This is a genomic window from Arthrobacter sp. AFG7.2 (assembly GCF_002892835.1).
Taxonomy (GTDB): domain Bacteria; phylum Actinomycetota; class Actinomycetes; order Actinomycetales; family Micrococcaceae; genus Arthrobacter.
In genome coordinates this window covers 260,045-284,175 of the sequence record NZ_PJMB01000003.1, presented here as the reverse complement: position 1 = coordinate 284,175, position 24,131 = coordinate 260,045, and the positions used below count along the sequence as shown (strand labels likewise).

Genomic DNA, 24,131 nt, shown 5'->3' with positions numbered 1-24,131 from the left:
GACCGTAAGTGATAGGGCAACGGGGATGTCAGCTGCCGCGGTAGGTGGAGTACGCGAACGGGCTAAGGAGGAGCGGCACGTGGTAGTGCTCCGGGCCGGTCACCTCGAATACCAGGTCCACCTCGGGGAAGAACGTGGCCGTCTGGAGACCGGCGTAGTAGTCCCCGGTGGCGAAGTTGAGCTTGTAGTGTCCGGCCTCCAGCTGCTCCGGACCAAGGTCCTTGGCGCGGCCGTCAGCGTCAGTTGAGGAGTCGGCGACGTGGCGCCAGGTGCCGCCGTCGTTCTGGTAAAGCACGACGGCGACCCCCGCCGCTGGGCGTCCGGCGCCTGTGTCGAGGATGTGGGTGGTGATGTGGGAGACGCTCATTCGGCGATCAGTCCTTCCAGCCGCAGGACGGCGATTTCGCGCAGCTGCTGGGCCACGATGGTGTCTTCTTCGGCGGGGGAGTTGGCAAGCCGTTCGTTCAAGGCCCGCAGGATCTCAGGGGCGGTCCGGCCGGCGGCACGGATCAGGAAGACCCGGCCGAACTTTTCCTCGTAGTCCCGGTTGCCCCGGGCCAAAGCCTCCACGAGCGCACTGTCCGCAGGATCCACCCCGGCCTGCTCGGACCGGGACATGGACGCCTCGGTGGTGGCCGCCGTCGGGCGTTCCCCGATGCGCGGATGGTGGGCCATGGCGGACTCAACCTCAGCAGGCGTGAAAGGGCTTGCGGCCTGGGAGGCAAAGGCCAGGAGTGCGTCCTTGCTGCTGAACGGCCGGGCGGCGGCAACGGTATCAACCCAGCGTCTGACGTCGATGCAGGGTCTGAGGGTTTCGGCGGCCCGGGCGGGGTCCGCGCTGTTGAATTCGGCAAGCTTCATGCTGGCTGTTTCCTTGCGGCGATCTGCTGGCATCCATGGTGACGGCTATGCGGAGGCCGGACTTCCCGGCGCCCGGCAATGAAGCGACTCATCATTCCCAAGCTTCCGCATCATGGAACTGTTATTTCAGCATACGTAATATTCAAAGGCAGGCATGCGGTGGTGTCAAGAGACTACAACAGCCTGCAGGTCCAGCCGGTATCATCGCGGAAGAGCCGGTGAGCTCGGTACGTTGATGCTGGGGGAACGAAGAACATGGAAACGACGGCGCTGCAGACGCTGGCAGGTCAGGACGCCGTACGAGAGGCCGGGCTGCGGGACTACGGGCTGATGCCTGCCTCCGCCGACGAGTTGCCGGTCCTGGCGGACGCGTCGACGCGCAGCGCCCTGGACAATTTGGTGCAGCTCGCTGCCTCGCTGTGCGGGGTCCCCTTCAGCGTGGTTAACATCATCACTGCGGAACGGCAGTTGCAGATTGCCGCCTTTGGCATCGACCCCGGCATCTGCTCCCGCGAGGACTCGATGTGCGCCACGGTCTTCCTGAACCGCAGCACAACGGTGGTGGGCGACGCCTCAAGGGATTCCCGGTTCGCCGCCAACCCGTTTGTGACCGGTGAAATAGCTGACGTTCGCTTCTATGCTTCGGTGCCGCTGGAGACTTCTTCCGGGCTGGTCCTTGGCTCACTGTGCGTTTTCTCCGATATGTCCGGAAGTCCCAGCGCCGGGCAGCTTGAGATGCTGGAGATGCTGGCCCACCAGGTTGTGGAACTCCTCGAGCTGCAGCACCGGACCCTGCAACTCAGCGGCGCCATGGCTGAGCTGCAACGCAGCAACGCTTTGCTCTCCGAGTTCGCCGGCCGGGTCAGCCATGATCTCCGCGCTCCGCTGACCGCCATCCTGGGCTACGTGGAGCTGGCGGAGGATGATCCGGACATTCCCGCGGAGCACCCGTCCCTCGAGTACCTGGGGTACATCGGCAGCAGCGGGCGCCGCATGGCGGGAATGCTCGAGGACGTGCTGGATTACTCCAGGGCGGACGGAACCCTGAACCGGGAGCGGGTGTTCCTGCCAGCCGTGGCTGCGGAGGCGGCCAGGGACCTTGGCGTGGACCTGGGAGCCGGCAGCGGAATCTCCTGCGAGGGCGCGGAACTCTTTGCTGACCGCTCCCAGCTGCGGACCCTCGTGCAGAACCTCCTGGCCAACTCACTCAACTACCGGAGTGAATCCCGGCCCCTGTGCGTGGCCCTCAGCGCCGACACCGGACCTCTGGGAACCACCGTTCACGTGTCGGACAACGGCAAGGGCATGCTGCCATCGGAGCGGCAGCGAGCAGTGCAGCCGCTGGTCAGGCTGAACCGGCCCGGTGACGGCCCCGGGACAGGGCTGGGCTTGTCCACCTGCCAGCGCATCGCCCAGGCACACGGGGGAGAGCTGGCGATCACTGACACCCCGGGTGGCGGCGTCACCGTGTCAGTGCTGTTCCCCGCCGGGCCCTAGGACGCCGTCCTAACCCCAATAAGGGGTGCTTCGCCGCGCTCGCTCAGCCGTGCTCGGAGGTCCGGGTGAGGACCCAGGTGTTGGTGCCGTCCTGCCGCTCGAACGTGACGGTAGTAACCAGCGCCTCGATTAGCGCCAGTCCGCGGCCTGACTCGGCCTCTTCGTCCGGTGAGCCCGGGGTCATCGGTCCAAACGGCGGCTTGGCGTGATACGCGCTGACGCGGGCCTGCAGCAGCGCGGGCTGGACCTCGACGTCGACGCCGAGTTCCACGGGTTCCTGCCCCACGGGTTCGGCATGCTGGACGATGTTCGATGCCGACTCGATCACCGCCGTCGTAAACGTCATCTGGTCCATGTCGCCCACGAAAGGAACATCGAGCCAGAGGCTGTCCAGGTCATTGTGGACGGATTCGATGGCCTCGTCCGCAGCCGGTCCCCGGAAGGTGCGGGACGCGAGGACCTCAGTCATTGCTGAACGCCTCGTCGGCTGAAGTGTAGGACGTCAGGACCTTGTCCATGCTGGTCAGCTGCAGGACCATTTTCACCTGCGGCTGGACGGCTGCGATGCGCAGGTCACCGCCCGCCTGCCGTGCAGCCTTGAGGCAGCCGATGAGCGCCCCGAGGCCCGAGGAATCCATGAACGCCGTGTTCTCCAGGTTCACCACGATCCGGTTTGATCCGGCGGCAATAACGTCCGTAACAAACTCCCGCAGCTTCGGCGCGGAGACCATGTTCAGCCTCCCGTTCGCCTTCACCTCGGCGTACGACTCCTTGACCTCATGACTAAACTCCATCAGCATTCCTTTCTGTTGCTGCCGGACCGGTGGCCGGTTCATAACCTTTGTAAAGTACTGCCCGGACCAGGATGCTCATGACCACGAGGTCGAAAATGACCCAGGCCACGTTCACCAAAGTGCCCAGGGGTTCCGCCAGGCCGGTGGCCAGGCGGATGAGTCCGACGACGGCGGCCACGGCCAGCAGCGCGGACACCACGATCTGCGGCCGGATCAGGCTCCAGCTGGGTCCGCCGCTCTGGCGGGCCTTGGGGGTGACAGCGAACCCGAGTGGGCGGCCGAACCAGACGTTCCGGGCCGCCGTCGAGCACGCCTTGATCCAGGTGGGGAAGAGGGCCAGGCTGTACTGCTGCCCGCGCCAGGTGGGGATGCCGCGGCCTGCAACAGCGAACAGCAGCTGGTTGACCACCATGAACGGAATGAACCGGACAAAGAAGTCCCAGCTCAGGCTGGTGACCGGCAGGATGCCCAGCAGCAGGTAGATGATGGGGGCGGCGAAGTAGATGACCGCCGCGTAGCCGCTCAGGTAGGTCCACATGGTGGCGAAGTACATGAGCCGCTGCCCGAGCTTCAGGCCCTTCTGGACCAGCGGGTTCTCGCGGAGCAGCACCTGGATGGTGCCCTGCGCCCAGCGGAGGCGCTGGGTGAGCATGGTCTTCAGGTCCTCCGGTGCAAGGCCATAGGCCAGGACCTCGTGGTGGTAGACGCTCTCCCAGCCCATGGCATGCATCCGCATGGCCGTGGCCATGTCCTCGGTGACGGAGATGGTGGCCAGCGGCATCACTGGCTGCGCTTCATCGTTGCGTTCCACTGACAGGGCGTCCAGGACGGCCTGCACGGATTCAAGGGCGCCCAGGGGCGACCAGTCGCGGGCGGACATGCGCTGTACGGCGTCGTCCGCCACCACCGGAACTCCGGACTCGCCCACATGAGCCAGTTCCATGGCGGCGATCTCCTCGAGATCGGCCTGCAGGGCCTCGACGTCGGCCATCACCAGGGTCTGGACGGCGGCATCAACGCGGCGCCGGACACGGTACGTGATCTCGCCCAGTGGCTGCCCGGCGTCGAGTTCCTGCTGGGCCTCACGGGTAGCGGCTTCAACTTCGTCGAGCACCTGCGCCACCAGGGGCGTTTCCATGTCCGCGGACTTGCGGGCCTGCTTGATGGCGGACCGGGAGGCGGCAAGCGCCCGGCGGATGCTCTTTTCGGTTTCCTTGACATAGCCCACCAGGCCCAGCTGCATCAGCGCCTCGCGGCGCAGGATGGCATTGGAGCCGCAGAAGAATGCAGCGTTCCAGCCGTCCTTGCCTTGCTGGATGGGGCCGTAGAAGAGGGGCGCCTGGCTGCCCAGCGGATCGTCGGCGGGGACGTTGCTAAAGTACTGCGGTGTCTGGACCAGGGCCACCCGGCGGTTGTTGAAGTAGCCCAGGGTCTTTTCCAGGATGTCCGGCTCCGGGATCTGGTCCGCGTCCAGGATCAGGAGGAACTCACCGTCCGTCTGCATCAGCGCGTTGTTCAGGTTGCCGGCCTTCGCGTGCCGGGGCAGGTTGGAGGTCCAGTCCTCGCTCCGGGTTACATAGCCCAGCCCGTGCTCCTCGGCGAGTGCCTTCAGCTCGGGACGCGCGCCGTCGTCCAGGATCCAGGTGCTGTGCGGGTGCCGGATCTTCTGCGCCGCCAGCGCGGTGGTCATCACCATGTCCAGGTCTTCGTTGTAGGTGGTGATGAAGACGTCCACCGTGGTGTCCGCCGGTGGCGGCGGGGCGCCCTTGCGGATCTTCAGCTTCCATACGGTCATGCCGAAGAGCATGACGTCGATGAGGCTGTACGTTTCGGCGATTACCAGCGGCAGCGCGATCCACCAGGCGTCCCAGTTCAGCGAGGCTGCCCAGCGCCAGGCGATGTAGTTGACGCCGGTGATGACGGTCAGGACCACCACCAGGCGGGTCCAGAAGCGGGTCATGCGGCCACCTCCTGCGGAAGCCGGCGGACCACAACCACCGTTACGTCATCCTCCGCCGTCTCAGCAGGGGCCAGTGCCAGGATTGCAGTGCTCGCGGACTGTGCTGATTCCTGGTTGTGGGCGGCCTGGAGCACGGCGTCCGTGAAGTCCTCCACGGACTCGAAAACGTCCAGCACGCCGTCACTGACCACCACCAGGGAATCCCCGGGGGCCAGTTCCATGACTGACTGCGGCCACTCGCTCCCTGCCCACGCACCCACCGGGGGTCCGCCGGACGGGAGGCGGTGCACTGTGCCGGTGGACTGAACGTGCAGCGCAAGCCCATGGCCGGCGTCGACATAGGCGACAGTTCCGGAATCGGCATCCAGGCGGGCGTGGAACAGGGTGACAAAAGAGTTCGAGGAATCCAGGTCCTCGGCGATCGCCTTGCTGGCCGAGGCGAACGCCGTGTCCAGGTCGTGGCGCAAACCTGTGGAACGCATCACCGCGCGGACTGTTGCGGCGATGAGCGCGGCGCCCATGCCCTTGCCCATGGCGTCGGCGAAGGTCAGGTGGAGCCCCTCCGGCGTGCGGTACCAGTCGTAAAAGTCCCCGCCAACATTGCGTGAGGGCCGGAATACCCCGGCAACGTCGTAGCCCTGGACCTGGATGTCTTCCTGCGGCAGGAGGCTTTGCTGCACCTCGGTGGCTCGCTCCAGATCGCTTCGGGCGGCCGAATCAGCAGCGGGGGACGGCCGGCGACGGAAGAGGGCGTTGATCCTGGACTGTAGTTCGCGGGGGCTGAACGGCTTGCTGAGGTATTCGTCCGCGCCGTTATCCAGCCCGGTCAGTTTGTCCAGCTCATCGGCACGCGCGGTGAGCATCACAATGAAGGCATCCGAAAACTCGCGGAGCAGCTTGCAGACCTCGAGGCCGTCTAGGTCCGGCAGGTTCAGGTCAAGGGTGACGAGGTCCGGCTTAACCCGGCGGACTTCCTCCACACCGGGCAGGCCGGCTCCGGCCTGGGTGACGTCGAAGCCCTGCTTGACGAGGACGCGGACCAGCAGACCGCGGATGTCCGGGTCATCCTCGATGACAACGGCACGACGGGATTCGGTGGGAGAGACCATAGCTCTACTTCTACAGTATTAAGCCCCACTGAGCATGTCGCAGCGCTCCACGCAGGTCTTCTGGTGCCTTACCGCGAGTGGAGGAGGATCTTGCAGAAATCCTTCGGCCTGCTTGCCCGGACGTTGAGGTGCGCCGGGGACACTCGAGGCATGCAACAGCTTTCATCGGAGGAGGGCTAAGGACGACCCGCCGGAAGGCTGGACGGCTTGGAGAAGGTGCAGCTCATGGAAAACATCAAGATCACTGATCAGCCGGCGGCCGGAACCGCAGCCCAGGCGGCTGCCCGGGCCGCGTTGGACAAGGGCCGGGCGCTGCTGCGCGTCTACTTCCACAGACGAAAAGTCCGCGCTGCGGCGGCGGCGCTGGCAGAAGCTTTGGCCGAATCGCGGGAAGTGTGGAGCTGGCCGGGAGACCGGCTTCCGGTAGGCGCCGAGATGTCCCAGCAGGTGGAGCGGCTGACCCGCCGGCTCAAGCTGGAAACGGAGGCGCACGTCCGGCTGGAAGCGCTTTTCAGGACTGCGGGCGGTGGGCGTTCCGTACTGGCACTTTAAGTGCCACACTAATGAGCAATCGAGTGGCTGGGGGTTACTGGTCAGGAGATTGCCGTGGGTTGGTGGACAGGTTGGGCGTACCTCATCGCTGGACTTATGACAGTGGACGCGCTGCTCCTCGCTTTGTGGGCCATCGACGAGGACTGGCCCGGCAAATGGTGGAAGAAACCCTGACCTGTTCCTTACGGGCCGGCACTGGCACTTCGGGCACTGGCACTTAAAAGACTGTGGGCAGCCCCGAAGGGCCGCCCACAGACGTAGTTGCCGGCTTGGAGCTTAGAGGCCCAGCAGGCGGTTGAGCAGGTTCGCCAGTCCGCTGGTGCCGCTTCCGTCCAAGAGGCCGGCGACGGCGCACAGGAGGTTACCCACCAGGTTGCCCGCTCCGGGGACAGCAGTGATGTCCAGCTGGATCTGGTTGAGGTCGATGACGAGACCCAGGACGTTGAGGTTCAGCGGTCCGAGGTCAAGGTTGACCACATTGCAGGCAGCGTTGCTGCCCGCAAGGGTTTTCTCAACACCGCTGGTGACGGCGGTGGTTACCTCGGTTGCAGGGACATCCGTCACCGTACCGGTGGCCGAGGTCAGGGTGCCGGCAACCAGTCCTGTGGCGGTCAGAACGCCGTCCTGGACCTGGAAGCTGGTGGGCGTGAAGGTACCTGCGAAAGCAGATCCATCACTGGCGGTGCCGGTAACTGTCGACGCTACCTTCGTGGCGTCTGCCGTGCTCGCCGATGCTGCCGGGGCGGGTGCGGGCGGGGCAGCGGAGGCCGGGGCGCCCGCTCCGAAGATCATGGCTCCGGAAAGAGCTACTGCTGCCATAGGTGCAAGGACTCGTGTTCGCATCTCTGATGTTCCTTTCAGTGCCGGTGTACGGCGCTTGAACCCCCGGCGTCCCAGCCCCCATGCGGAACTGCCGGCGGAACTCTTGATTTGCTGGTTTAGAGGACGTGTTACAAACATCCCCAACGGCATTGCGTGATTGGCATCACCGTTACTGCGAACCTAATAGTAAGCATACTGATGAGTCAACTCCTCGACCGGATTTGACAAGTTGGTGTAACTGCGCAGGGGGAGTGCGAACGGCAAGAAAGGTGCGTCGCCACAACCCTGTGCTTGACGTTCATTGGGTCACTCGGCCATGACCCGGAATGTTTAGCCGAGGTGCCGCCGCATCAGCACCCGCGGGAAGCCGTTGAGCACTGAACCGGTGTCCGCAGCCCAGGTGAAACCCGCATCCTCAAAAAGTTTGCGCGTTCCAACGTACGCCATTGTCAGGTCCACTTTCCTGCCGGCGTTGTCCACCGGGTACCCCTCCACAGCGGGTGCTCCATGGGCCCTGGCCAGGTCCACCGCGCCGGCCAGCAGCTGGTGGGAGATGCCTTTGCCGCGGTGTCCCGGCCGTACCCTGATGCACCACACGGACCAGACGTCTACGTCATCCACGTGCGGAATTTTCCGGTTGCCGGCGAAACTCGTGTCAGCGCGGGGGTGGACCGCTGCCCACCCAACTACCTCGCCGCCGTCGTACGCCAAAACCCCCGGCGGCGGATCCTGTGCCACCAACTGCCTGACCAGCTCCCCGCGCTCGGTCCCACGCAGCGCCTGATTCTGCTTTGACGGAATCCGGTAGCTCAGGCACCAGCAGACGTTGGCATCCGGCCGCTTGGGCCCGAGCATGGTCGCGACATCCTCGAATGCAGTTGCAGGCCTGACCTCGATCGCCATGGGGCCATCCTGTCACCGGCCTTTGCAGCCTGCAACGATGGCAGGAGCCCCGCTACACTGATCCAACCAAGCAACAGCGGAAGACATGGCGGGCTCAATGAACGATAAGCTGCACCTCACTCCGGAAGACCAGTTCCCGGAGGAGCTGGACAAGGTAACGGACCACGAACTTCAGGTCTTGGACAGCCAGGTTCAACGCCAGCTCGACCACGAAGTGGTGGTCGACGGCGAAGTGAACCCTGAAACAGAATTCCGCCACTATGAACTGGACGAGGAGTTCCAGGACCGCGACAAGCGCTGACACAAATCCGCATATTTTGACCATGTCCATGCCTGCCGGTTCTCACTACACTGGGACGCATGACCGACCAGGAACCGGTCCCGCCGCGCGCCGCGGCGGCTTCCGACGGCGGTAAAAGACTTAGCGGGGATGCTGCTGTTGCGTCCGCGTCGCATGCGGATGCTGAGGCTCCCGTCCTCACCGATCCGGAGGCTGTGGACACGTCATTGCGGACTCCGGCGGAGCGGTCCCGCACTTTTGCCGGCATCCTGGTGAACACCGCGGCCGCGAACATCACCACCAGCTATCTCTGGTTTGCGCTGACGTTCTGGGTGTACCTGGAGACGCGCAACGTGATCGCCACAGGAGTGGTGGGCGGCGCCTACATGCTGCTGATCGCCCTCTCCAGCATTAGCTTCGGCACCTTCGTGGACCGCTACCGCAAGCTGGCCGTGATGCGCTTCGCCGCCGCCTTCACCCTGGTGATGTTCGTGCTGTCAGGGGCCATGTTCCTGCTGACGCCCACGTCCTGGCTGCTGGACCTGACCGGGCCGTGGTTCTGGGTCTTTACCCTGGTGATCCTGATCGGTGCGGTGGTGGAGAACCTCCGCAACATTGCCCTCTCCACCACGGTGACCATCCTGATTGAGCCGGACCGGCGCGCCAATGCCAACGGGCTGGTGGGCATGGTGCAGGGACTGATGTTCATTGTCACGTCCGTGCTCTCCGGGCTCTCGGTCGGGTTGCTCGGCATGGGGTGGACCATCGCTGTTGCCCTGGCGCTGACGGCGCTGGCCTTCGTGCACCTTCTCACCCTGCGCATGCCGGAGGAAGTCCGTGCGGCAGCCACGGATGCGCATGGCAGCTTCGACTTCCGCGGCTCGCTCGCCGCTGTACTGGCCATTTCCGGCCTCTTCGCGCTGATCCTGTTTTCCACCTTCAACAACTTCATCGGCGGCGTGTACATGGCGTTGATGGATCCCTACGGCCTGGAAATGTTTCCCGTGGAGCTCTGGGGGATCTTCTTTGCTGTCGGGTCCACGGGGTTCATTGTGGGCGGCGCGCTCATCGGCAAGTTCGGACTCGGATCCAACCCGCTGCGCACCATGCTCATTGCGGTGGTTGTAATGGGATTCCTCGGTGCCGTGTTCACCATCCGGGAGTGGGCATGGCTGTACATCGCCGGTATCTGGCTGTACCTGGTCCTGATCCCCTTCGTTGAAGCGGCGGAGCAAACCGTCATCCAGCAGGTAGTGCCCCTGCAGCGGCAGGGCCGGGTGTTCGGCTTCGCCATGGCCTTCGAGTCCGCGGCAGCGCCGGTCACTGCCTTCCTTATCGCACCGATCGCCCAGTTCTGGATCATTCCCTATGCCCGGTCCGCTGATGGCGCAGCCCGGCTGGCGCCGCTGCTGGGCGAGGGCACCTCCCGCGGCATCGCCCTGGTGTTCCTGGTGGCAGGCATCATCATGATCGCGGCCGCCCTGCTCGCCTTCCTCACCCCTGTCTACCGGCGGGTTTCCGAAGAGTATGCGGAGGCGGCAAAAGAGGCGAAAGCGGCGAAAGAGGCGAAGGCCGCGGCCGACGACCCTTAACGCCGAACGCTCCCGCAGTACTGAAGGGATCCAGTACTGCGGGAGCGTAGGGCGAAAAGCCGCAGGATCTGCGGGAGGGGCCAGGGGAAACCGGCGGCAGGTGAGGGAGCTCTAGAGTCCCAGGGCTTCCTTCAGGGCGGCGACGTGGCCGTCGGCCTTGACCTGGTACTGGGCCAGGGTGACGTTGCCGTCGGGATCCACTACCACCGTGGAGCGGACGATGCCCTCGGTGATCTCGCCATTGACCAGCTTCTCGCCCCAGGCGCCGTAGGTCAGGGCAACTGCGTGGTCGGGGTCGGAGAGCAGCGGGAAGGTCAGGGAGAAGTCGCCGGTGAAACCGGCCAGGGCCTCCGGGGCGTCGGGGGAGATGCCGATGACCTCGTAGCCCTTGCCCTGCAGGGAGGCCAGGTTGTCGCGGAAGTCGCAGGCCTCGGTGGTGCAGCCGGGGGTGGCGGCTTTGGGGTAGAAGTACACGATGACGTTTTTGCCACGGTAGTCGGCCAAGGCAGTCTCGCGGCCCTGGGCATCCTGAAGGGTGAAATCAGGGGCCTGGGTTCCGGGCTGAAGCTTGGTGGTCAGGGTCTGGCTCATGGCATTCCTTTGGAAGTCTTTGTCAGTTACTGGCAAAACATCAAGTGAAGCGGCTTCCCGCTCAGTCATACAACTCCGGCGTCATATGCAGTATTCCGCAGGCCCTCGGACTGTGGCGCAGGAACCGGGCACAAACCGGTACCCGCCGCCCCGGACAGTGGCCACGGCATGCCGGGCGTTTCCGAGTTTCCGCCGGATCCTGCCCACGTACACATCGATGGAGCGAGCCGAGGCGCCCGGGGTTTCAAACGAGTCCAGGAACCCCTGCAGTTCCTCCCTGCCCACGGTCCGGGACAGGTGGGTCACCAGGTAGCGGAGCACCTTGAATTCGACGCCGGTCAGTGGCACGGGCTGTCCGTCCAGCAACACGGTGTCGGCTGCGAGGTCCACCGCCATCCGGCTGACGGGCCCGGCCGACGGCGGCAGGCGGGTGCCGTCGTCGTCCCCGCTGTGTTCCTGGTGTGGACCGCCGGGGTTCTCCGCCGCGGAGGGAGGCTGAGAGGAGTCGTCTGCTGTGCCTCCCCCCGCATCGGCGGAGACCCCGGACGTGGGAGCTCCGGCGGCAGGCCAATGGACTTCCGCCTCCGGAGCAGTTTCGAGGGCCTTGGCCAGGACCAGTCGGGCGGCACGGGCGAGGAGTTCCGGGCTGGTGCCTTCTTCCGGCACGACCCACACTGCGAGGCCGCGGGCAGCCGCGCCGGTGACTGCTGGCCGGGGGTTCATTCCGGGACGCGCCCCCGTCCTCGGATGGTGGGCTTCCACTGCCATGGCGCGTCCTTAGACCCCGCCGCGGCGGATCAGCTTGCCCGTGGGCGTCTGGCCGTCCACGACCGCGCCGCGCAGGAATGTCTTGCGGACCACACCGGAGAGGGCTTTGCCGTCGTACGGGGTAATGGGGTTCTTGTGCTTGAGCTTGGACACGTCCACCACAAAGGCGTCATCCGGCGCGAAGACGGCGAAGTCGGCGTCGTAGCCCAGCGCCAGCTGTCCCTTCGTGGAGAGCCGTGCCAGCGCTGCCGGCTTCTCGCCCATCCAGGACACCACCTGCTCCAGGGGAATCCCGCGGTGCCGGGCCTCGGTCCAGATCAATGAAAGGCCCAGTTGCAGGGACGAGACGCCGCCCCAGGCCACGGCGAAGTCCCCGTTTTCCAGGTCCTTCAGGTCCAGGGTGGAGGGGGAGTGGTCCGAGACGATGCAGTCGATGGTGCCGTCCTGCAGGCCCTGCCACAGCAGCTCGCGGTTGGAGGCTTCGCGGATGGGCGGGCAGCACTTGTAGGCGGTGGCGCCGTCGGGGATTTCCTCGGCCATCAACGTCAGGTAGTGCGGGCACGTCTCCACGGTGAGCTTCACGCCGTCGCGCTTTGCACTGGCAATCATGGGCAGCGCGTCCGACGACGAGAGGTGCAGGATGTGCGCACGGGCACCGGTCCAGCGGGCCCGTTCGATGACCTCCGCGATGGCCTTGTTCTCCGCGCCGCGGGGGCGGGAGGCCAGGAAGGTCTGGTAGTGGTCGCCGCCGGGATGCGGGGCGCGGTCGATGGCATGGGAGTCTTCAGCGTGGACGATCATGAGGGAGTCGAAGGACTTCAGCTCGGCCATGTCCTCCTCCATCTCGTCCGCGTCCAGGTGCGGGAACTCGTCCACGCCGGAGTGCAGCAGGAAACACTTGAAACCGAAGACGCCTTCGTCGTGCAGGGCCCGCAGGTCACCCTTGTTGCCGGGGATTGCGCCGCCCCAGAATCCGACGTCAACGAACGCCTGGTCCTCGGCCACCTCGCGCTTCAGCTTGAGGTTTTCCACCGTGGTGGTGGGCGGGACGGAGTTCAGCGGCATGTCGATGATGGTGGTCACCCCGCCGGCAGCGGCTGCACGGGTGGCGGAGGCGAAGCCCTCCCACTCGGTGCGGCCGGGCTCGTTGACGTGGACGTGGGTGTCCACCAGGCCGGGGATCAGGGTTTCGTCGTCAGCCAGTTCAATGACCTCGGCGCCCGCCAGGTTGTTGCCCAGCGGCTCGAGTGCCACGATTTTTCCGCCGCGGACGCCCACCTCGCGCGGTGCCAGGCCTGCGGTGGTGAGGATGCGCTGGCCGCGGATGACCAGGTCAAAACGTTCTTCAGACACGGAGGTCCTCCTTGGTGGTGGCGGAACGGGACAGCGTGTTCGCCGCCAGCCTTCCGCTGATTTGTGTGCCCAGCTGCTCCAGAAGCTGCGCTGCCTCTGCTATGCACCTGTCTACATTGCTTTCAAGCTCGGTCAAAGCGTAAACATCCTCGAATCCGGCAGCAGTTGCCTGGCCCTGCGCCAGGGTGCTCCGGCCGCAGACGGCGATCACGGGAACACCCTGTGCGGCGGCTGCCCTCGCGACGCCCATCGGCGTCTTTCCGAGCAGGCTCTGCTCGTCCAGGCTGCCTTCGCCGGTGATCATCAGGTCGGCACCGGTCAGGCGTTCGGCCAGTCCGGTGAATTCGAGGACGACGTCGATGCCCGGGCGCCGGGTTGCGGCCAGGACAGCGATGGCGGCATAGCCAACGCCTCCTGCCGCTCCGGCGCCCGGTGCTTCCGCTGCCTTGATGGCGCGGTGACCGATTTCCCTGGCCAGGACTTCGACAAACCTGGCCAGGGCGGCGTCGAGCATGTCGACGTCCTGTTGTGCGGCACCCTTTTGCGGGCCGAAAACCGTTGCGGTGCCCTGGGCGCCCAGCAGGGGGTTGTCGACGTCGGATGCCAGCACAAAGCGTGTGTCCTTCAGCCGGGGTTCGAATCCGCTGAAGTCGATCCGGTCCAGGCGGGCCAAAGCGGCGCCGCCCGGCGGAAGTTCCTTGCCCTCACTGTCGAGGAATCTCGCGCCGAGGCCCTGCAGGACTCCGGCGCCGCCGTCGGTGTTGGCGCTGCCGCCCACACCCAGGATGATCCGGTTGCAGCTGGCGTCGAGGGCGGCAGTAATGAGCTGGCCGGTGCCCAGGCTGGTGGCGGTGGCGGCCGCCGTCGGGCCCGGACGTCCGTTGACCTGCGCTCCCGTGGGGAGCAGGGCCAAACCGGAAGCAGCCGCCATTTCGATGACGGCCTCATTGCCCCGGACGGCAAACTCGGCGGTCACCGGTTCGCCTGTTGGTCCGGCAACCACGGCGCTGCGGCGGGTGAAGCCCGAGCCGACGGCGGCATCGAGGGTGCCCTCACCGCCGTCGGCTACTGGAATCCGGACCACGTCAAGGTTGCCGCCCGCCCCCCGCTGCAGACCCTTTTCCAGGTGCTGGCAGACTTCGGGGGCGGACAGGGATCCTTTGAACTTGTCCGGGGCAATGACGATGCGCATGGTTAGCCCTGCAGTGCCAGGATGGCGGTGGGGGCGTCGGCAGCAGTCCCGGCCAGTTCCTCGAACTCGTTCACGGCGTTGATTTCCACGCCCATGGAGATGTTGGTGATCTTTTCCAGGATCACTTCCACCACCACGGGAACCTTGAACTCGCCCATCAGCGCCTTGGCCTTGTCGAAGGCTGCGGCGAGGTCGTTGGGGTCCTCCACGCGCACGGCCTTGCAGCCCAGGCCTTCGGCCACCTTCAGGTGGTCCACGCCGTAGCCGTTGGTCTCGGGGGAGTTGATGTTGTCGAACGCCAGGGACACGTTCTGCTCCATTTTGAAGCCGCGCTGGGACTGGCGGATCAGGCCCAGGTAGGAGTTGTTCACCACCACGTGGATGTAGGGGAGGTTGAACTGAGCGCCCACGGCCAGTTCCTCGATCATGAACTGGAAGTCGTAGTCGCCGGAGAGGGCAACCACGGTCTCGTCCGGCTTGCCGCGAACGACGCCGAGGGCAGCCGGGGCGGTCCAGCCCAGGGGACCTGCCTGGCCGGCGTTGATCCACTTGCGCGGGCCGAACACGTGCAGCATCTGCGCGCCGGCGATCTGGGACAGGCCGATGGTGGAGACATAGATGGTGTCGCGGCCGAAGGCCTTGTTCATCTCCTCGTACACGCGCTGGGGCTTGATGGGGATGTTCTCGAAGTGCGTCTTGCGGTGCAGGGACGCCTTCCGTTCCTGGCACTCGGCAACCCAGGCGCTGTAGTCCGGCAGGGACCCGGCCGCCTTGCGCTCACGGGCGAGCTCAACCAGCCCGGCCAGCGCCGCACCGGCGTCGGACGCGATGCCCAGGTCCGGTGAGAACACGCGGCCGATCTGCGTGGGCTCGATGTCGATGTGCACGAATTTCCGGCCGGCGGTGTAGGTCTCGAGGCCGCCGGTGTGGCGGTTGGCCCAGCGGTTGCCGATGCCGATCACGAAGTCGCTCTGCAGGTAGTTCTCGTTGCCGTAGCGGTGCGAGGTCTGCAGGCCCACCATGCCCGCCATGAGCTGGTGGTCGTCCGGGATGGTGCCCCAGCCCATCAGGGTGGGGATCACCGGAACGTTGAGGATCTCTGCCAGTTCCACGAGCTGGGCGGAAGCGCCGGCGTTGATGATGCCGCCGCCGGCCACGATCAGCGGGTGCTGTGCTGCAGTGAGCATGTCCAGGGCCTTTTCCAGCTGCTTGCGGGAGGCCTTGGGCTTTTCGACGGGGAGGGGCTCGTAGGTGTCGATGTCGAACTCGATCTCGGCCATCTGCACGTCGATGGGCAGGTCCAGCAGGACCGGGCCCGGACGGCCGGAGCGCATCAGCTGGAAGGCCTTCTGGAAGGCGCCGGGAACCTGGCCCGGTTCCAGGATGGTCATGGCCATCTTGGTGACGGGCTTCGCGATGGACTCGATGTCCACGGCCTGGAAGTCTTCCTTGTGCAGTTTGGCCACGGGGGCCTGGCCGGTGATGCAGAGCATCGGGATGGAATCGGCCCAGGCGGCGTAGAGGCCGGTGATCATGTCGGTGCCGGCGGGGCCGGAGGTGCCGATGCAGATGCCGATGTTGCCGTCCTTGGCGCGGCTGAAGCCGTCAGCCATGTGGCTGGCACCTTCAACGTGGCGGGCCAGCGTGTGGCGGATGCCGCCGTGGGCCCGCATTGCTGAATAGAAGGGGTTGATGGCGGCGCCTGGCAGGCCGAACGCCTCGATGGCGCCTTCCTTCTCCAGGATGGCAACCGCTGCATCAACGGTACGCATCTTGCTCATGGTGTGCTCCTTGAAGGCTGTGAAAGTCTGTTCTTGGGTGTGCTGAAGTACCCCCACGAACCGTCGTGGGGCACTTTGGGGGTGGCCGCCGTCGTAATTCACGACGGCGGCCGGCGTGTCTGTGTCGAAGTGCCCCGTTATGGAGGGGCTGGTTTAGCTGCTGCCGGCTGTTACTCTCGGCCGCTGAGCCGGAGGACCTGCTTGAAGAGTCCGGAGTGGTCCAGTGCGCCGTCGCCCTGGTTGACGGTGGCGGCGACAAGCTGTGCGACGACGGCGCCGAGGGGGACGGTGACGTTGGCTTCGCGGGCGGCGGAGGTGACGATGCCCAGGTCCTTGTGGTGGAGGGCGAGCCGGAAACCGGGGTCGAAGTTCCGGTCCAGCATCTTCTGGCCCTTCTGGTCCAGGACCTTGGAGCCGGCCAGGCCGCCGCCGAGGACCTTCAGTGCGGCGTCGGTGTCCACGCCGTAGGCCTCGAGGAAGGCGATGGCTTCGCCGAGGACCTCGATGTTGACGGCGACGATCAGCTGGTTGGCTGCCTTGACGGTCTGGCCGGAGCCTGAGGGGCCGACGTGGACGATGGTTTTGCCGACGGCGTTGAGGACGTCGGAGGCGGCGTCAAAGTCTTCCTTGTCGCCGCCCACCATGATGGAGAGGACGGCGTCGATGGCGCCCTGTTCGCCGCCGGACACCGGCGCGTCCAGGGGGCGGATGCCGGCTTCGCGGGCTTCGTCGGAAAGGCGCTTTGCGACGTCGGGGCGGATGCTGGAGGCGTCGATCCACAAGGTGCCCTTCTTCGCGTTGGCGAAGATGCCGTCCTTGCCGCTGACAACGCCCTCAACATCGGGGGAGTCCGGCACCATGGTGATGACCACGTCGGCATCCTTGACGGCGTCCGCGATGCTGGTGGCACCCTTGCCGCCTTCGGAGACGAGCTTGTCGATTTTGTCCTGGCTGCGGTTGAAGCCGGTGACGGTGTGGCCGGCCTTGACCAGGTTGATGGCCATGGGCAGGCCCATGATTCCGAGTCCGATAACTGCAATGTTGCTCATGGTGGTTCTCTTTCCTGAAGTCTGTTGTGGTTATTGCTTAGCGGGAAGCGTGATCGCGGATGGCCCAGCTGAAGGCGGTTTCCTGCGGTTCCTTGTATTCGAGGCCGATGTAGCCCTCGTAGCCGAGTTCGCGGCTGCGGGCGATCCACTCGCCCAGGGGGAGGGTGCCCGTGCCCGGGGCGCCGCGGCCGGGGTTGTCGGCAATCTGGATGTGGCCGAAGTCCTTGGCGTGGTTTTCGATGACGGCTTCGACGTCGTCGCCGTTGACTGCGAGGTGGTAGAAGTCGGCGAGGAGCTTGACGTTGGTAGCGCCGGATTCTGCCTTGACGCGGGCGATGACTTTGAAGGCGTCGTCGGCAGTGAGGAGGGGGTATTTGGGGGCGCCGCTGACCGGTTCGAGGAGGACGGTGCCGCCGATGCGGGCGACGCCCTCTGCAGCTGCGGCGAGGTTCTTAACCGCCAGCTCGTCCTGCTCTTCGGGGGTGAATTCGTCCTGCCGGTTGCCGTAGAGGGCGTTGAAGGCCTTGCAGCCAAGGCGCTCACCGATGCCGGCGACAACGTCGATGTTGTCCTTGAACTCGGAGCAGCGTCCCTTCCAGGAGACCAGACCGCGGTCGCCGCCAGGCATGTTGCCGGCGTTGAAGTTCAGGCCTGTGAGCTGGACGCCGGCATCGTTGATCGCGTTCTCGAATCCGGTGACCTGGGCGTCGGTGGGGACGGAGTTTTCGAAGGGCCACCAGAACTCGACAGCGTCAAAGCCTGCTGCCTTGGCTGCGGCGGGGCGCTCGAGCAGGGGCAGCTCCGTGAGGAGGATGGAGCAGTTCACTGTGTACGTCATCGTAGGTCCTTCCGAGGAGGGGCTTTGATCCATCTTCCCTGCTTCTTCGGGTTCAGCCGTTTCCGCTTTGTGGAATTTAGATTCTGCTTTATGAAAAGTGTAGGGAAGGGTGGGGGTAGGAGTCAAGGGGCACGGCTTGGGGGTCGGGCAGCACGTGATGCCCTATCGGTGCCTGCACACAGAAGAGCCAGGGGCGGTTACCCCTGGCTCTTCTGTGCTGTTTTGCTTGAGGGAAGTCCTGCTGTCAGTGGTCTTTCTTAAGTTCGAGGACCTTGCTCTCCTCCCACTTGGTCCAGTCGGACCAGTTTCCGTTGCCCTTCTGCACGCGGAAGGACACGACGTGGTAGACCTCTTCAGTGCCCCTGCGGTCCAGGTTGCGCACTTTGTCAACGCTGCCGATGATTCTGGTGTCGTCCTTGTCGTTGTTCTTGAATTCCTCCATGAAGCGGGAACGGCCGAGGAGGTCGTCTGTGCGCCGTGGGCCCTTCTCGTCTTCGTAGCGGAGTTGGCGGATATGCACAGTCCTCTTGCTGTCCGTCTTGTCGTCGCACGTGACCTTGATGCTGAAGTCGACCCACTTTCCGTGAAGTTTGTCTGGCTTCAGCGGGGTGACGGTACAGCCGTACCGTTCGTTTTTCCCGTCGTCAGCCTGGACGGGAGCGGCAATAGCCGCTGAACCCCCGAGCAGGCCCAGTGAAAGAAGCGGAACCAGGGCGATCCTTGCCCGGGTTGAACGGATTCCTGTTGATGGAGTGATGGACATTTGTGCTCCTGATAAGGATGCGATTCACACTTTTTTTGGGGTGGATTTCCCATTTTGGGCGGCACAACCAATGCGCGACTGACTACCGCGGTTGATTCGCGTGGCGGCCGCAGCCTGCCCGTCCTATATCGAATTGCGTGCCCTACTGATACGAGGCGCGACTCCGGATCCGTTGAACGTTGTGATCCGATAGTCCAATCCTCCACCCCGTGTTGGTACGGCGCCAGAGCAACATCTACCCTTCTTGGTTCCGCCTTTCGAGAGTGGCAGGTGCCCCTAGTGCGTCAGGTCCTTGCCCTTCGTCTCCGGAATGGTGAAGACGAACACGGCACTGATGGCCAGGAGCACCACCGCGTAAACATTGAACAGCTGGGGCATTCCCATACTGGTTCCCAGCCACTGCTGCAGGTAAGGTGCGGTGCCGCCGAAGAGTGCCACGCAGATGGAGTACGGCACGCCCACGCCCACGGTTCGGATCGACGTCGGGAAGAGCTCGGCATACACGGCCGGGACAATCGCGGCGCTTGCGGCGATGAAGATCAGCATCACCGACATGGCTACGGCAAGCTGCCACGCTGAGTCCTTCAGCAGCCAGGTCATCGGGAAGTGCATGAGGCCGGAACCGACCGCGCCGGACCACAGCACCTTCTTGCGGCCGATGCGGTCAGAAAGCTTCCCCCAGAAGGGGAGGGCGGCAATGAAGACGATGTTGGCGATGACAGCGGCCCACAGCGCTTCGCCGCGGTCGATCTTCAGGGTGGTGGTGGCGTAGCTCGGGGCCACAACTCCCCAGACGTAGTAAATGACGGTGAGGCCAACCGTGAGGCCGATGACCTGGAGTGCCTGTTTGCGGTGGCGGACAATCTGCGGCCAGATGGGCGCACGCTTCTGGGCCTGCGATTCGCCCTCGAAGGCGTCCGTCTCGTGCAGCTTGGAACGCATGATCAGTGCGTACAGTCCCATGGCCGCACCCAGGAGGAAGGGGATCCGCCAGCCCCAGGCGTTCATCGCCTCCGTGCTGAGCGTCATGTTGAGGACGGCGCCCAGCAAAGTGCCAAACAGGATGCCAACGGTTCCCGAGGTGTAAATCAGCGTGGCCCAGAATCCGCGGTGCTCCTTGGGGGCCATTTCGGACAGGTATGTCTGCGACGACGGCAGCTCGCCGCCGTGCGCCAAGCCCTGAATAAGCCGTGCCACCAGCAGCATCAGGGATGCCCAGGCGCCGACGCTTGCGAACGTGGGCGCGATGCCGATCATCAGGCTGCCCAGCGAGGCGAGTCCGACGGCGAGTGTCATGGACGTCTTGCGGCCCACCCTGTCGCCGATCCAGCCGAAGAGGAATCCTCCAAAAGGCCGTGCCACGAACCCGACGGCAAAGATCGCCAAGGTGGACAGGACGGCCGACGCGGGGTCCGCTTTGCTGAAGAGCTGGCTGGCGATAAATGGCGTGAAGGTGGCGTAGATTGCCCAGTCGTACCATTCAACGGCGTTGCCGATGCCTGTTCCGACGATGGTTTTGGCGGTGGACGGGCGTCCGGTCTGCTGCTTTGTGACTGCCATGGACATGATTACTTCCTCAGGATGTTGTGGTGAAAGAGGATGGCCGGAATGAAGAGGACGACGGCGGGTCAGGACGCCGTCGAAAGCGCTGCCAGCCGCGAGGTGGCGAGCTGGGCGTAAAGCGCGGCACCGTCAGCCAGCACGCCGTCGTCGAACGTTGCATAAGGGGAGTGGTTGAACGCCGAGGTGGCGGGATCACCGCCGGGGGCAACGGCGCTGAGCCCGACGAAAGTACCGGGCACCTCGGCCAGGACGCGGGAGAAATCCTCAGAGCCGCTCAGCGGCGTGGCCCAGCGGGAGAGACGGCGCTCGCCGAAGAGTTCCGAGATGACTTTTTCGGCCGTATGGGTTTCGTCCTCATTGGTGATGGTGAGGGGGTATTCCTCCTGGTAGTCCACCTGGACCTCCACCCCGTGCGCGGCGGCGATACCCTGCAGCAGGCGCGGGACGGCGTCCATCATCTTCAGCCGGGACACCTCGGAGAAGGTGCGCACCGTCGCTTCAATGCGGGCCGTCTCGGGAATGATGTTGCGCTTGGTGCCGGCGTGAAGCACACCCACCGAAAGCACCACAGGATCGAACATGTTGAACTGCCGTGTGACCATCACCTGCAGTGCGGTCACCATTTCCGCGGCAACCGTCACAGGATCCTTTGCGGCGTGCGGGGCAGAGCCATGCCCGCCGGCGCCGAGAATCGTCACCTCCAGCCCATCTGAAGCGCTCAGCATGACACCGGGCTTGGTGCAGAACGTGCCGTGCGGTTCCAGGGATGAGAACACATGCATTCCGTACGCTGCCTGGACCCGGGTTCCGGCGGCATCCAGCACACCTTCGCGGATCATGTAGCTTGCGCCGTCGAACCCTTCCTCGCCGGGCTGGAACATGAGGACGACGTCGCCCTGCAGCTGGTGCTGCTTCTCCGCGAGGAGCGTGGCGGCTCCGGCGAGCATCGAGGTGTGCAGGTCGTGGCCGCAGGCGTGCATGGTGCCGTCAGCCTCCGAGGAGAACTCCACGCCCGTCTTTTCCTGCACGGGAAGGGCGTCCATATCTGCGCGGAGGAGCACCGCGGGCCGCTGACCCTCGGCGCCCTCTGCATCGCCGGCTTTGCCTCCGCGAAGCACCGCGGTGACCGACGTGGTTTCCTTGCCCAGCGTGATCTCGAAGGGAAGTCCGTCCAGGGCCTGCAAAACCTTTTCCTGCGTCCGTGGAAGGTGCAGCCCGATTTCCGGGTGCCGGTGCAGCTCGTGGCGGAGGCGGACGAGATCCCCCTGCAGTTCCTTGGCATCTTCGCTTGCGGGCATTTTTGGCTCCTCATATCAGCTGTCCGGGTCTGTGGACTATTCTGAAGTGGCGCAATTCACAATCCCATGAAGCGCTGGAAATATTCATCACCTGCCGCTTCCGGGCAGAATTAGTGCAGCAGGAGTCGGCGAAGGCCATGGAGCTGAGTGAAGAAGACCTGGCCCTCATCCAGGTGTTGCAGTCGTCGCCACGGCTCGGCTGGGGTGATGCAGCCAAGGTGCTGGGCGTCCACGCCACCACCCTTGCTGCCCGGTGGGAGCGGTTGGCAGCCGGCGGAGCGGCCTGGACGACGGCACACCTGGTGGGGGATCCGCAGCAGATGCTGCTCGCGTTCGTTGCGGTGGACTGCGAGATGCACCGCCGCGACACCGTTATGGCCCAACTGGCGGCCGTCCCTGAGATCATCACCGTGGAGGAGGCGGCCAGCAACCGGGACCTGATGCTGACGGTCATCACGAGGTCCCTCGAGGAGTTCAGCGCGAACGTGGTGTCACGGCTGAAGACGATCGAAGGACTCACAAAGTACCAGACAGCACTATGTACGCGGTTGCACACCAGTGCCGATTCCTGGCGGCTGAACGTCCTGAGCCGGGCGCAACAGGCCACCCTGCGGACGTTGACGCAGGCAAGTCCTGATCCCAGGCGGGCGGCTCCGGCGGTGGGCCAACTTCCGCAGAGCCACCTCGATCTGCTTCCCTACCTCGCCCGGGACGGCCGGGCTACCGCTGCGGAGATCGCCCGCGACCTCGGCCGCCATCCGGCTACTGTGCAGCGCCAGCTGAACAGGGTGCTTGCCAGCGGTCTCCTGTCCTTCCGCTGTGAAATGGCGCAGCGGTATTCCTCATTCCCGGTGACATGCCAGTGGTTCGTCAATGTTCCGGCGGGCCAGCATGAAGCTGCTGCCGCGGACATCCGAACCATCAGCAATGTCCGGCTCAGTGCGTCCACAACCGGGCCCACTAATTTTGTGATCATTATGTGGCTGCACTCGTTGGCGGATGTGATGACAGCTGAACTCACGCTGCAGCAGAAGGTCCCCGGCATCGACCTGGTGGAAAGCGTGGTGATGCTGCGGACTGTCAAACGCGTGGGCTGGATGCTGAACGAAGACACGACGGCGAGTGGCGCCGTCGTGGTTCAGGCGGAAAGTTACGCGCAAAGCCTGCCCGCCGGGGACTGAGGTGCTGCAGACTGTCCCTATGACCTTTGCGAATGTGGGAAGCCTCGAAACAAAACCTGGCCAGCGCGACGCCGTCGTCTCAATCCTGGTCCGGCCCATGGCCGGACTGAAGGAGGCGGGCTGCCTGCTGTACGAGGTGGGCGTCAACGATGCTGCTCCGGACACGGTCTTTGTATGCGAACTGTGGGAGTCGCCGGAAGCGCACCGTGCGTCCCTTGAGCTGGATAGCGTGCAGTCCGCAATTGCCGAAGCCATCCCCCTGCTTTCCGGCGAGATGGGCGGGCACCAGTTCACGGTGCTGGGGTCTCCGCTTCATTAGTTCCGCCGGGACCCTGTGCCCCGCCTCTTTCAGGAAGTAAGCTTCCCGGCAATGACTCGACACGGAGCAAAGGGGTAAGGGAGAAACATGAAACCGCTGCCTGCACTGGAACTTGTTACCCGCCTGGAAGATGCCGAGTGGCTGGACCCTACGGCCAAGAAAGTCAGGAAAGTTGTCCGGCGGGTGATCCGGCCGAAGTGGGCGCGTGATGTCCTGCATGGCGTTCCGATCGGACACCCGGTGCACCCGTTGGCGGTGCAGGTGCCGTTGGGCGCCTGGATATCCGCTGCCGTCCTCGATGCTCTTCCAGGCAATGACAGGGCAGCCGCAGTCCTCATCGGTGTAGGGGCCGGCGCAGCAGTGCCGTCCGCTGTGGCGGGTTTTACCGACTGGACGCAGTTGCACCCGGAGCAGCAGCGGGTGGGGCTTGTCCATGCTGCTGCCAACGTCACGGCCACGAGCCTTTACGCAGCCTCGCTGGTGGCACGTGCCAGGGGCAGCCGGGGAAGCGGCAAGGTGCTGGCTTACCTTGGGCTGGCCGTTGTGGGCGCGGGAGGTTTCCTGGGCGGCCATCTCACCTACCGGCAGGCAGCAGGCGTAAACCACAGCGAGGAGATTCCGCACCGCTTCCCCGGCGGATGGCAGCCCCTGGCCCCGCTCGCGGATCTGCCCGAAGGAAAGCTCCACAAGATCGTTGTGGCCGAAATCCCGTTGCTTGTCTACCGGGAGGGGGAAGATATCCGCGTGCTCTCCGACGTCTGCAGCCACCTCTCGGGCCCGCTGCACGAAGGCAAGCTCAAGGCCGGGAAACTCCAGGACAGAGCCACTCAAAACGGCGGCCCTGCCGGAGGTGAGCCCTGCGTCGTCTGCCCCTGGCACGGAAGCACCTTTTCGTTGCGCACTGGAGAAGTGCAGGCCGGCCCCGCCACCGCCAGGCAGCCACTGTTCGAGACCCGCGTGAGCGCCGGCCTCGTCGAGGTGTGCTTGCCCGGCGCTGACTAAACGCCCGGTTGGGGATACGCGTAGCCTGAAGGAGCTGCGCCTTCAACCCCGCCAGTTTCGCGT

24 protein-coding genes and 1 pseudogene are annotated in these 24,131 nt (G+C 64.9%); 7 read left to right on the top strand and 18 right to left on the bottom strand.

Features of this window, described 5'->3' with window-relative positions:
- Window positions 1–28: 28 nt before the first annotated feature.
- Window positions 29–367 (bottom strand): hydroxyisourate hydrolase, encoded by a 339-nt coding sequence (gene uraH, locus CXX84_RS07775; protein WP_102976122.1) that lies wholly within the window; start codon window positions 365–367, stop codon window positions 29–31.
- A complete protein-coding gene (gene uraD / locus CXX84_RS07770) occupies window positions 364–861 on the bottom strand; it encodes a 2-oxo-4-hydroxy-4-carboxy-5-ureidoimidazoline decarboxylase (protein WP_102976121.1) in 498 nt (165 codons plus the stop codon). Before uraD ends, uraH begins: the two co-directional genes overlap by 4 nt.
- Before the next feature lie 255 nt (window positions 862–1,116).
- Between uraD and CXX84_RS07765 the strand changes: the two genes are divergently transcribed.
- A complete protein-coding gene (locus CXX84_RS07765) occupies window positions 1,117–2,358 on the top strand; it encodes a GAF domain-containing sensor histidine kinase (RefSeq protein WP_102976120.1) in 1,242 nt (413 codons plus the stop codon).
- Between the two features lie 43 nt (window positions 2,359–2,401).
- On the opposite strand, the gene CXX84_RS07760 is transcribed toward CXX84_RS07765, so the two are convergent.
- The 4 genes from CXX84_RS07760 to CXX84_RS07745 are packed head-to-tail and all read right to left on the bottom strand — an operon-like array spanning window position 2,402 to window position 6,221.
- On the bottom strand, window positions 2,402–2,827 hold the full coding sequence (locus CXX84_RS07760) for an ATP-binding protein (protein ID WP_102976119.1): 426 nt from the start codon (window positions 2,825–2,827) through the stop codon (window positions 2,402–2,404).
- Window positions 2,820–3,152, bottom strand: coding sequence for an STAS domain-containing protein (locus CXX84_RS07755; RefSeq protein ID WP_102976118.1), 333 nt, complete (start codon window positions 3,150–3,152; stop codon window positions 2,820–2,822). The genes CXX84_RS07760 and CXX84_RS07755 overlap by 8 nt, the downstream gene beginning before the upstream one ends.
- Window positions 3,142–5,112 (bottom strand): glycosyltransferase family 2 protein, encoded by a 1,971-nt coding sequence (locus tag CXX84_RS07750; RefSeq protein ID WP_102976117.1) that lies wholly within the window; start codon window positions 5,110–5,112, stop codon window positions 3,142–3,144. The genes CXX84_RS07755 and CXX84_RS07750 overlap by 11 nt, the downstream gene beginning before the upstream one ends.
- Complete coding sequence (locus tag CXX84_RS07745) at window positions 5,109–6,221, bottom strand: PP2C family protein-serine/threonine phosphatase (RefSeq protein ID WP_102976116.1); 1,113 nt, start codon at window positions 6,219–6,221, stop codon at window positions 5,109–5,111. The genes CXX84_RS07750 and CXX84_RS07745 overlap by 4 nt, the downstream gene beginning before the upstream one ends.
- Before the next feature lie 225 nt (window positions 6,222–6,446).
- Between CXX84_RS07745 and CXX84_RS07740 the strand changes: the two genes are divergently transcribed.
- Window positions 6,447–6,773, top strand: a complete 327-nt coding sequence (locus tag CXX84_RS07740) for a hypothetical protein (protein ID WP_223253018.1) — start codon at window positions 6,447–6,449, stop codon at window positions 6,771–6,773.
- A gap of 276 nt (window positions 6,774–7,049) precedes the next feature.
- On the opposite strand, the gene CXX84_RS07735 is transcribed toward CXX84_RS07740, so the two are convergent.
- Window positions 7,050–7,592, bottom strand: coding sequence for an ABC transporter substrate-binding protein (locus CXX84_RS07735; protein WP_223253017.1), 543 nt, complete (start codon window positions 7,590–7,592; stop codon window positions 7,050–7,052).
- Between the two features lie 333 nt (window positions 7,593–7,925).
- Window positions 7,926–8,498, bottom strand: coding sequence for a GNAT family N-acetyltransferase (locus CXX84_RS07730; RefSeq protein ID WP_102976115.1), 573 nt, complete (start codon window positions 8,496–8,498; stop codon window positions 7,926–7,928).
- A gap of 97 nt (window positions 8,499–8,595) precedes the next feature.
- Here CXX84_RS07730 and CXX84_RS07725 point away from each other — a divergent pair, with 97 nt between their 5' ends.
- Together CXX84_RS07725 and CXX84_RS07720 are read left to right on the top strand one after the other, a co-directional pair.
- Window positions 8,596–8,799: a hypothetical protein gene (locus CXX84_RS07725; RefSeq protein ID WP_102976114.1), complete on the top strand. Its 204-nt coding sequence runs from the start codon at window positions 8,596–8,598 to the stop codon at window positions 8,797–8,799.
- Window positions 8,800–8,858: 59 nt separating this feature from the next.
- Window positions 8,859–10,370, top strand: a complete 1,512-nt coding sequence (locus CXX84_RS07720; protein ID WP_102976113.1) for an MFS transporter — start codon at window positions 8,859–8,861, stop codon at window positions 10,368–10,370.
- A gap of 111 nt (window positions 10,371–10,481) precedes the next feature.
- On the opposite strand, the gene bcp is transcribed toward CXX84_RS07720, so the two are convergent.
- From bcp to CXX84_RS07670, 10 genes and pseudogenes are all read right to left on the bottom strand, one after another.
- Entirely contained in the window at window positions 10,482–10,961 is a 480-nt protein-coding gene (bcp, locus tag CXX84_RS07715) for a thioredoxin-dependent thiol peroxidase (RefSeq protein ID WP_102976112.1), read from the bottom strand.
- An 81-nt stretch (window positions 10,962–11,042) separates the two neighbouring features.
- Window positions 11,043–11,729 carry a winged helix-turn-helix domain-containing protein gene (locus CXX84_RS07710; protein WP_102976111.1) on the bottom strand — a complete coding sequence of 229 codons (687 nt, stop codon included), beginning with the start codon at window positions 11,727–11,729 and terminating at the stop codon, window positions 11,043–11,045.
- A gap of 9 nt (window positions 11,730–11,738) precedes the next feature.
- Complete coding sequence (gene allB, locus CXX84_RS07705) at window positions 11,739–13,082, bottom strand: allantoinase AllB (RefSeq protein ID WP_102976110.1); 1,344 nt, start codon at window positions 13,080–13,082, stop codon at window positions 11,739–11,741.
- Entirely contained in the window at window positions 13,075–14,274 is a 1,200-nt protein-coding gene (locus CXX84_RS07700) for a glycerate kinase (protein ID WP_102976109.1), read from the bottom strand. Before CXX84_RS07700 ends, allB begins: the two co-directional genes overlap by 8 nt.
- 2 nt (window positions 14,275–14,276) lie before the next feature.
- A complete protein-coding gene (gene gcl, locus CXX84_RS07695) occupies window positions 14,277–16,055 on the bottom strand; it encodes a glyoxylate carboligase (protein WP_102976108.1) in 1,779 nt (592 codons plus the stop codon).
- Between the two features lie 170 nt (window positions 16,056–16,225).
- A pseudogene (locus CXX84_RS07690) lies at window positions 16,226–17,128 on the bottom strand (2-hydroxy-3-oxopropionate reductase); the annotation flags it as partial.
- A gap of 13 nt (window positions 17,129–17,141) precedes the next feature.
- Window positions 17,142–17,942 (bottom strand): hydroxypyruvate isomerase family protein, encoded by an 801-nt coding sequence (locus CXX84_RS07685; protein WP_102976106.1) that lies wholly within the window; start codon window positions 17,940–17,942, stop codon window positions 17,142–17,144.
- Between the two features lie 244 nt (window positions 17,943–18,186).
- Complete coding sequence (locus CXX84_RS07680) at window positions 18,187–18,705, bottom strand: hypothetical protein (protein WP_102976105.1); 519 nt, start codon at window positions 18,703–18,705, stop codon at window positions 18,187–18,189.
- Between the two features lie 276 nt (window positions 18,706–18,981).
- The gene (locus CXX84_RS07675; protein WP_102976104.1) at window positions 18,982–20,271 is read right to left on the bottom strand and encodes an MFS transporter; all 1,290 of its coding nucleotides are present in this window, start codon (window positions 20,269–20,271) and stop codon (window positions 18,982–18,984) included.
- Between the two features lie 62 nt (window positions 20,272–20,333).
- Window positions 20,334–21,566, bottom strand: coding sequence for a M20 family metallopeptidase (locus CXX84_RS07670; protein WP_102976103.1), 1,233 nt, complete (start codon window positions 21,564–21,566; stop codon window positions 20,334–20,336).
- Between the two features lie 137 nt (window positions 21,567–21,703).
- Here CXX84_RS07670 and CXX84_RS07665 point away from each other — a divergent pair, with 137 nt between their 5' ends.
- The 3 genes from CXX84_RS07665 (at window position 21,704) to CXX84_RS07655 (ending at window position 24,068) form a co-directional block, all read left to right on the top strand.
- Complete coding sequence (locus CXX84_RS07665) at window positions 21,704–22,747, top strand: Lrp/AsnC family transcriptional regulator (protein ID WP_102976256.1); 1,044 nt, start codon at window positions 21,704–21,706, stop codon at window positions 22,745–22,747.
- A gap of 19 nt (window positions 22,748–22,766) precedes the next feature.
- Window positions 22,767–23,066, top strand: a complete 300-nt coding sequence (locus tag CXX84_RS07660) for a putative quinol monooxygenase (RefSeq protein WP_102976102.1) — start codon at window positions 22,767–22,769, stop codon at window positions 23,064–23,066.
- Window positions 23,067–23,153: 87 nt separating this feature from the next.
- On the top strand, window positions 23,154–24,068 hold the full coding sequence (locus tag CXX84_RS07655; RefSeq protein ID WP_102976101.1) for a Rieske 2Fe-2S domain-containing protein: 915 nt from the start codon (window positions 23,154–23,156) through the stop codon (window positions 24,066–24,068).
- Window positions 24,069–24,131 lie beyond the last annotated feature (63 nt).